Genomic DNA, 8,074 nt, shown 5'->3' on the forward strand with positions numbered 1-8,074 from the left:
CTGAGAAAAACTGGCTCTCAGCATGCTGGATTTACTTAGTGTCGACAGGCCCTAGCAAGAAGATCGTTCTGTTATAAAAACGCATAAAAAAACCGGGTAAAAACCCGGTTTTGCATTTTAAGGTGACGTTAAATAACGCGGACATTAACGCAACAGCGCTTCAATATCGTCGTCACCGGGAATGGTAAAACTGGAGTTGGAGCTGATGATCTGACCGTCGCGGTTAATCAGGTATTTGTAAAAATTCCACTTCGGTGCTGTGTCCTGGCGGGCTACTTCTTTAAACAGGGGATGAGCGTTATCGCCTTTTACCGGCACGGTCGCCAGCATGGTAAAGCTGACACCAAAATTCTCGAAGCAGATGGTCGCCGCTTCTTCTTCCGATTTGGCTTCCTGATCAAACGAGTCCGACGATACACCAATCACCACCAAGCCACGGTCTTTGTATTTTTCGTGAATGGCTTCCAGATCGCCAAACTGCTTGGTGAAGCCACAATGACTGGCGGTGTTGATTAACAGTACCGGTCTGCCCTGCACCACTTCACACAGATCCAGCGTTTTGGAACTGTGCAGCTTTTTCATTTTATGCTGAAAAATCGGTGCACAGGCATTGCCCTCAGCGGTGGTGGTAAAAGCACTGCGATCGATGGCAACCGCCTGGGTTGAACAGGCGCTGACGCTGAGCAGCAAAGCGCTCATGGCGAGTCGTTTAAGCAGGGGAATAACAGTCATGGTGTTCTCCGCAGGAAAGGGTTGATGTCACAGAACATCAACACTATACAAAACCTATACAACAAGCAATGAGCGCCGCTAAAGGCGGGTTTATTCCATCGCCTCACGCAGGGCTTCATCGAGCTCATTCGGCTCAACCAGCAGCGCTTCTTCTTTCAGGTTGGGGAACACCACCAGATAGGTTTCATCGGCGGTCAGGCCCGCTGTCCAGCGCTCCAGCCAGACATCCAGTGGTACGACTTTGGGGGCACAGTCTTCCCACTCGCCGTTTGCCCATTCAGCGGCATAGTCTGCATGGGGCCAGACAGGCAGGCAGTTATCGCCTTCTGAGGTCAGGGTTACCCAGCCTTCGTCGTTGGCCAGACTCCAGATTTCGCCGTGCGCCACGACCTTGTCGATAAAATACTGATAGCGCTGATGATTCGACAGTTTCAGGCTGGCCTGATGTTCTTTCTGACTGAGGGTATAGCTCATGATGCGTGCCTTAATGCGGGCGTTAAAAAGCGCACTATAAGGACTCGTAGCGGTTAAGTCATTACAGATATTCAGCGTCCGGATCGCTGCCCGCTCCGTTCAGCTGCTGCTCCAGATAATCAATCAGCAGGCGCACCTTGGGCGATAAATTGCGGCTTGGCGGATACAGCGCCCAGATACCTTCACGCGAGGGGCGGATGGCCGGCAGCAGGCTGATCAGCTCGCCGCGCTCAATATAGGGCTGCACGTAATAATCCGGCAGCTGCACGATACCGATGCCTTTCAGCGCCGCATCCAGCAGCGCCGGGCCACTGTTAGCACTGAGACTGCCGCTGATATGCACCACACGCTCGCGCCCCTGTTCCTGAAAACGCCAGTAATCGAGGGTACCGGCCAGACAATTATGCTGCTTCAGTTCCGCCAGCGAATGCGGCTCGCCATGGGCCGCCAGATAGCCCGGCGAAGCGCAGGTGTACTGCTCGCGCGATGCCAGGCGCCGCGCCACCAGCCGGTCGTCATCGAGTTTGCCAAGTCGCACGGCCATATCGTAACCGCCGCCGACCAGGTCGAGCTTTTCGTTGGTGAGCAGATAATGCAGCTGAATCTGCGGATAACGCAGAGCGAAGTCATTTAACAAGGGCGCAATATGGCGCTCGCCGTAGCTCATCGGCGCAGTGATGCGCAGCTTACCCTGCGGCGTAGCCTGCAGATTGCCCAGCGCCAGCTCCGCCTCGGCCAGACCATCCAGCAGCAGGCGGCAGTGCTGGTAATAGAGTTGTCCGGGTTCGGTCAGCGCTACCCGTCGCGTGGTACGGAACAGCAACTCACTGCCGAGACGCTGCTCCAGCGCCCGCACCTGACGGCTCACCTGCGCGGTAGACAACCCAAGCTGCACCGCCGCCGCGGTAAAACTGCCGGATTCCGCCACCGCCACAAACTCACGGATGCCCTCCCACTGGGGTATTGATTGCATCTTTCTCGCCCGATTATTACAAATATGTAAAAGTGATTTTATAACCAGCAGGATTATCTCACCAAAAGAAATGATTACACTGCCTGTTCAGAATTTTTTACTCATCATCTTTGCTGTTGGAGATACACCATGACCGCAGAAACCATTACCTGCCGCGCCGCTATTGCCTGGGGCCCGGGCCAGCCGTTATCCGTCGAAGAAGTTCAGGTAGCGCCACCCAAGGCTGGTGAAGTGCGTGTGCGCATCGTTGCCACCGGCGTCTGCCATACCGATGCCTTCACCCTGTCCGGTGAAGACCCTGAAGGTATTTTCCCAGCCATTCTCGGCCACGAAGGCGGCGGTATTGTGGAATCCATTGGTGAAGGCGTGACCAGCGTTGCCGTTGGCGACCATGTGATTCCGCTGTACACCCCGGAATGTGGCGAATGTAAGTTCTGCCTGTCGGGTAAAACCAACCTGTGTCAGAAAATCCGTGCCACCCAGGGCAAAGGCCTGATGCCGGACGGCACCAGCCGCTTCTCACAAAACGGCAAAACCATTTATCACTATATGGGTTGCTCAACCTTTTCTGAGTACACCGTGCTGCCGGAAATCTCTCTGGCCAAGGTCAACCCGACGGCGCCACTGGAAGAAGTCTGCCTGCTGGGCTGTGGCGTCACCACCGGTATGGGCGCGGTGATGAACACCGCCAAAGTAAAAGAAGGCGATACCGTGGCTATTTTTGGTCTGGGTGGTATTGGTTTATCGGCGGTGATTGGTGCGGCCATGGCCAAGGCCTCGCGCATCATCGCTATCGACATTAACGAAAGTAAATTCGAACTGGCCAAGCAGCTGGGTGCGACCGACTGCGTAAATCCGAAAAACTTCGATAAGCCGATTCAGGACGTGATCGTCGAAATGACCGACGGCGGCGTGGATTTCTCGTTCGAATGCATCGGTAACGTTAACGTGATGCGCTCAGCACTCGAATGCTGCCACAAAGGCTGGGGCGAATCGGTGATTATCGGTGTTGCCGGTGCCGGTCAGGAAATTTCCACCCGTCCGTTCCAGCTGGTTACCGGCCGCGTCTGGCGCGGTACCGCCTTTGGTGGTGTGAAAGGCCGCAGCGAACTGCCGGATTACGTTGAGCGTTATTTAAAAGGCGAATTCAAACTGAGTGATTTTATTACTCACACCATGGGTCTGGATGCCATTAACGACGCCTTCGATTTAATGCACGAAGGCAAAAGCATCCGCAGCGTTATTCATTACAACCAGTAAGGGGCTGTTATGACGGACGTGAATACCGATGTTGAGCGCCTCAGCCAGAACAAAAGTTTTGGCGGCTGGCATAAGCAATACCGGCATCAGTCGGCGGTGCTTAACTGCAGCATGCGCTTTGCGATTTTTCTGCCGCCACAGGCCAGTAACGACAACCCGGTGCCGGTGCTTTACTGGCTGTCCGGCCTGACCTGTAGCGATGAAAACTTTATGCAGAAGGCCGGCGCCCAGCGCCTGGCCGCTGAGCTGGGCATTGCCATCGTCGCCCCGGACACCAGCCCGCGTGGCGACGGCGTGGCCGACGATCCGCAGGGCGCTTACGATCTGGGCTTGGGTGCCGGTTTTTACCTGAACGCGACTCAACCACCCTGGGCCGCGCACTACCGTATGGAAGATTATGTACTGCAGGAATTACCAGCCTTAATCGAGGCGCTGTTTCCGGTAAACGACAAGCGCGCCATCAGTGGTCACTCTATGGGTGGACACGGTGCGCTGACGCTGGCTCTGAAAAATCCGCAGCGTTTTACCTCGGTGTCGGCGTTCAGCCCGATCAGCAACCCGAGCCGCTGCCCCTGGGGCATCAAAGCGTTCAGCGCGTATCTGGGCAACGACCGCGAGCAGTGGCTGGCTTATGACAGCAGCGAGTTAATGCGCAACAGTCCTGCGTCAGCGCATTTACCCGCGCTGGTCGACCAGGGTCTGGCCGATGATTTCTTAAGCAACCAGCTGCACCCGGAAACACTGGAAGACGCCGCCAAAGCCAGCAGCTATCCGCTGACCCTGCGCCGTAATGAAGGCTACGATCACAGCTACTATTTCATCAGCAGTTTTATTGATGATCATCTGCGTTTTCATGCGCAGTATCTGGCTGGCTGATCAGCCAGAACGGTAAAACAAAAAAGGCAGTGGATTGCTCCACTGCCTTTTTTATTGCCCGCGATCTTCAGCCGGTGTTTTGCGCACTCTCTATCAGTGCACAAAAATTACTTTCAGTAATAACAGCGCCGACAGCACCCAGACACCGACAGACAGTTCACGCGCTTTACCGCCCAGTACTTTCGCCAGTGCATAGGTGATAAAGCCCAGCGTGATGCCATGGGCAATGGAGAAGGTCAGCGGCGTCATCAGCAGCACCACAGCCACCGGCGCGGCTTCGGTCAGGTCTTCCCAGTCCACTTCTTTCAGCGTGAACAGCATCAGAATCGAGACGTAAAAAATCGCACCGGCCGTGGCATAAGCCGGGATCATACCGGCCAGCGGTGCGAAGAAAATGCTCAGCAGAAACAGAACGCCGACCACAACCGCCGTTAAGCCGGTACGGCCACCGGCGGAAACACCGGCCGCACTTTCGATATAACTGGTGGTGGTTGAGGTACCCAGCATGGCACCGGTCACGGTCGCGGTACTGTCAGCCAGCAAGGCCTGCTTTAAGCGTGGCACCTGACCATCACTTTTGGTCAGGCCGGCACGCTGGGTCACGGCAATCAGGGTGCCGGAGGTATCGAACAGATCGACGAAGAGAAACGCGAAAATAACGCTCAGCATCGCCACATCGAAGGCTTCTGCCAGATTCATCTGCATAAAGGTCGGCGCGATGGACGGCGGCGCAGAAACAATGCCCTGATATTCCACATGGCCGGTGGCTACCGCGATAACACTCACCAGCAACACCGCCAGCAACACCGCACCGTGAATATTGCGCTGGGTAAAGGCAACAATCAGGAAGAAACCAAGGATGGCCATGGCCGGGCCGAAATCACCTAAATTGCCCAGACTCACCAGCGTCGCCGGATGCGCCACAATAATGCCGGCATTCTTCAGAGCGATCAGTGCCAGAAAGGCGCCGATACCGGCAGCAATGGCTTTTTTCAGCGTGACCGGAATGGCATTGATCGCCCATTCACGGATTCTGAACAGGCTGAGCAGAATAAAAATACAGCCCGACAGGAATACCGCACCCAGGGCGGTCTGCCAGCTGTAACCCATACCCAGTACAACACCATAGGTAAAGAAGGCATTCAGCCCCATCCCCGGTGCCAGCGCCACCGGCAGGTTAGCCCAAAACCCCATAATAAAGCAGCCAACAGCCGCCGCCAGACAGGTCGCCACAAATACCGCACCATGGTCCATACCTGCATCGGCCAGCATCGACGGGTTAACGAAAATAATGTACGCCATGGTCAGGTAGGTGGTAACACCGGCCAGCAGCTCGGTGCGTGCATTGCTGCCGAAACGCGACAGCTGAAACAGCTTTTCCAGCATGGGAAGAACCTTTGTTGGTTAGCGAAACAAGCCCGGCAGCCAGCATTCATGCGGCCTCGACTCAGGCAGACTGCTGCCATGAGCCATCCGCATCCGGCGAAGGGAGACTTTTTGTGGCCGCGGATTATAATGCCCAGCTGGCCAAAGCCCAAGAAAACCTGACTGAATGGTCGGTTCTTTTGCCGGCCAGCACCGCAGGCCATACGCCGCACCCGCTCTTATATCCACGTACATTGCCGTACCCGAACCGACAGAGACAGACCATGAGTGCCTACAGCCAGGAAATTAAAGACGCCATCCGTACCGTAGCCAACTGGCCGGAAGATGGAGTGATGTTCCGCGACATCATGCCGCTGCTGCAGAACCGTGCCGTATTCCGTAAGCTGATCGACAGCTTTGTACACCGCTATCAGGACCAGCAGCTGGATGCCATTGCTGCCATCGACGCCCGTGGTTTTATCCTCGGCGCGCCGCTGGCCTACGAGCTGGGTCTGAGCCTGGTACCGGTGCGCAAGAAAGGTAAACTGCCATTTAAAACCGTGACCCAGAGCTATGATCTGGAATACGGCAGTGCCACCATCGAACTGCATACCGATGCCTTTAAAGCCGGCGACCGCGTACTGGTGATGGACGATCTGATCGCCACCGGTGGCACCATGCTGGCGGCCTGTGAGCTGGTGCGCCAGCTGCAGGCCGAGGTGGTGGAAGTAGCCGCCATCATTGACCTGCCAGACCTGAAAGGCAGCGAAAAACTGCGTAACGCCGGATTCGACGTTTATGCCATCTGCGAATTTGACGGACACTGAGAGCCTTCATACCGGAGAGCCCTGGGGCCTAAACAGGCCCTGGTAACAGTACAGCCATAAGAGACCATCCATGAGCCTGCGCCATTTTGTAACCCATCAGATCAGCAAAGACATCAAAGACCCGGCGGCAACGCTAGTATGCAGTGAACAGGAAGCCGATCTCGACAGCGAACTGGTCGCCCACTTCTACGCCCAGACTGCGGCGCAGCTAAAAGCCGTGCTGACCCAGCGCGCGGGTAAGCGCTACGGTATTTTTCATCCGGAAATTACCCAGGCACGGGCGCAGATTCAGGACTGGCAGGGCGAGCGTCAGAGTTTTGTTGCCCTCACCCGCCGCCTGAGCAAGCAATTTGCCAATACCCTCGACAATACCGAGCTGGCACTGGAAGGCTACCTCGCCTTCTTTTACGAGCAGCTGGCCGACAGCGACCGCCTGTACATGTTCCACCTGCGGCGCAAAAGCAGCGTATCGATTAATACCGATATGACGCTGAGCGAAACCCATTATCTGGATTTTTCCAATACCGGTTTTGGTGTCATGCTCAACATCACCGACTGGCTGGCCGATGACGACAGCAAATACCTGACGTTCAGTTTTGGCCGTGGCGATAAGCCACTGCAGAATCAGTTTGCCGAATGCATTGGCTTTACCGATACCTTAAATACCGCCGCCGAAACCGAAGAGTTTCTGGAAATTGTTGATGAGTTCAGCCAGACCCTGAGCCCGGAAGACAGCTTTGAGTATAAAGCCAAGGTGGTGGATTACTGTATTGAGCAGGATCTGCGTGGCGAACCTGTGGTGTTCGATGAACTGGCCAGCTATATGGAAACTCAGGTTAAAGCCGAACCGGCCAAAGCCTTTGCTCACTATATTGTCGACAAACAAAAAGAACGCCAGCAAAGCCAGCGACAAAACAGCGGGTTAACGCCGGAGCAGCTGGCCGCTCAGGGAGCCTCACAACAGGTAGTGGCGGAAGCCATTAAAACCGAGCTGATTCCCGACCGTAAAAAGCTGCGCGGATTTATCCGTTACAGCGGTAAAAATAAAGACCTGAGCCTGAGTTTCTCTGCCAGCCTGCTGGATAAGGATATTATCTTTGATAAAAGCAGTAACGAGCTGCGCATCACCAAGGTGCCGGAGTCGCTGCTGAAACAATTAAAAGAATCCTGATTACCGGCAACGCGAAAGAATAAAAACCCGGACATAAAAAAAGCCGCAACTGCGCACTGCTGTCCCACAGTTTGGAGTGACATCCAGTCACTCCAAACTGCAGCATTCATCGACGACTGTTTTTCAGTCTGAACGCCTTTCCGGGGCAAGCCCCTGGCCCCCTGCAAGGAGAGGTATCTCCTTACGATCCTCTCTTTTCGGCGCGTCCGGCCTGACTTAGAAAAAAGAGGGCAGCCAACTGTGATTATGCGGCACGCAAAACAATGACTCCGGGCATCCATGCCCTTCACCCTTCGGGCCAGCCTGCGGCTGTTGAAATGGCTCCTGCCATTTAGCCCGCCCGGAACGACGTTTTAAAGTACCAATAATTTGTGTCGTTCCGGGGCAGGGTTTTGC

At 55.2% G+C, this 8,074-nt stretch carries 9 protein-coding genes; 4 read left to right on the forward strand and 5 right to left on the reverse strand.

What is annotated here, in order from left to right; genetic code table 11:
* Positions 1-144: 144 nt before the first annotated feature.
* The 3 genes from B3P58_RS07555 to B3P58_RS07565 form a co-directional block, all read right to left on the reverse strand.
* Positions 145-732 carry a glutathione peroxidase gene (locus B3P58_RS07555; RefSeq protein ID WP_145470114.1) on the reverse strand — a complete coding sequence of 196 codons (588 nt, stop codon included), beginning with the start codon at positions 730-732 and terminating at the stop codon, positions 145-147.
* 90 nt (positions 733-822) lie between these two features.
* Positions 823-1,206: a DUF2750 domain-containing protein gene (locus tag B3P58_RS07560; protein ID WP_225690873.1), complete on the reverse strand. Its 384-nt coding sequence runs from the start codon at positions 1,204-1,206 to the stop codon at positions 823-825.
* Positions 1,207-1,267: 61 nt separating this feature from the next.
* A complete protein-coding gene (locus B3P58_RS07565) occupies positions 1,268-2,179 on the reverse strand; it encodes a LysR substrate-binding domain-containing protein (RefSeq protein ID WP_268866474.1) in 912 nt (303 codons plus the stop codon).
* A 129-nt stretch (positions 2,180-2,308) separates the two neighbouring features.
* On the opposite strand from B3P58_RS07565, the gene B3P58_RS07570 reads away from it, so the two are divergent.
* Together B3P58_RS07570 and fghA are read left to right on the forward strand one after the other, a co-directional pair.
* The gene (locus B3P58_RS07570) at positions 2,309-3,439 is read left to right on the forward strand and encodes an S-(hydroxymethyl)glutathione dehydrogenase/class III alcohol dehydrogenase (protein WP_145470110.1); all 1,131 of its coding nucleotides are present in this window, start codon (positions 2,309-2,311) and stop codon (positions 3,437-3,439) included.
* Positions 3,440-3,448: 9 nt separating this feature from the next.
* The gene (gene fghA, locus B3P58_RS07575) at positions 3,449-4,315 is read left to right on the forward strand and encodes an S-formylglutathione hydrolase (protein WP_286716764.1); all 867 of its coding nucleotides are present in this window, start codon (positions 3,449-3,451) and stop codon (positions 4,313-4,315) included.
* A 93-nt stretch (positions 4,316-4,408) separates the two neighbouring features.
* Here fghA and B3P58_RS07580 read toward each other — a convergent pair whose 3' ends face one another.
* Positions 4,409-5,701, reverse strand: a complete 1,293-nt coding sequence (locus B3P58_RS07580) for an NCS2 family permease (protein WP_286716766.1) — start codon at positions 5,699-5,701, stop codon at positions 4,409-4,411.
* Between the two features lie 263 nt (positions 5,702-5,964).
* Here B3P58_RS07580 and B3P58_RS07585 point away from each other — a divergent pair, with 263 nt between their 5' ends.
* Together B3P58_RS07585 and B3P58_RS07590 are read left to right on the forward strand one after the other, a co-directional pair.
* Entirely contained in the window at positions 5,965-6,507 is a 543-nt protein-coding gene (locus B3P58_RS07585; protein ID WP_145470106.1) for an adenine phosphoribosyltransferase, read from the forward strand.
* A 70-nt stretch (positions 6,508-6,577) separates the two neighbouring features.
* Entirely contained in the window at positions 6,578-7,678 is a 1,101-nt protein-coding gene (locus B3P58_RS07590) for a nucleoid-associated protein (protein WP_286716769.1), read from the forward strand.
* 216 nt (positions 7,679-7,894) lie between these two features.
* Here B3P58_RS07590 and B3P58_RS07595 read toward each other — a convergent pair.
* A partial coding sequence (locus tag B3P58_RS07595; protein WP_286716771.1) for a hypothetical protein occupies positions 7,895-8,074 on the reverse strand: 180 nt, incomplete at its 5' end.

This window comes from Thalassolituus sp. UBA2009 (genome assembly GCF_002335285.1).
In the GTDB taxonomy this organism is placed as follows: Bacteria; Pseudomonadota; Gammaproteobacteria; order Pseudomonadales; family Oceanobacteraceae; genus Venatoribacter; species Venatoribacter alkanivorans.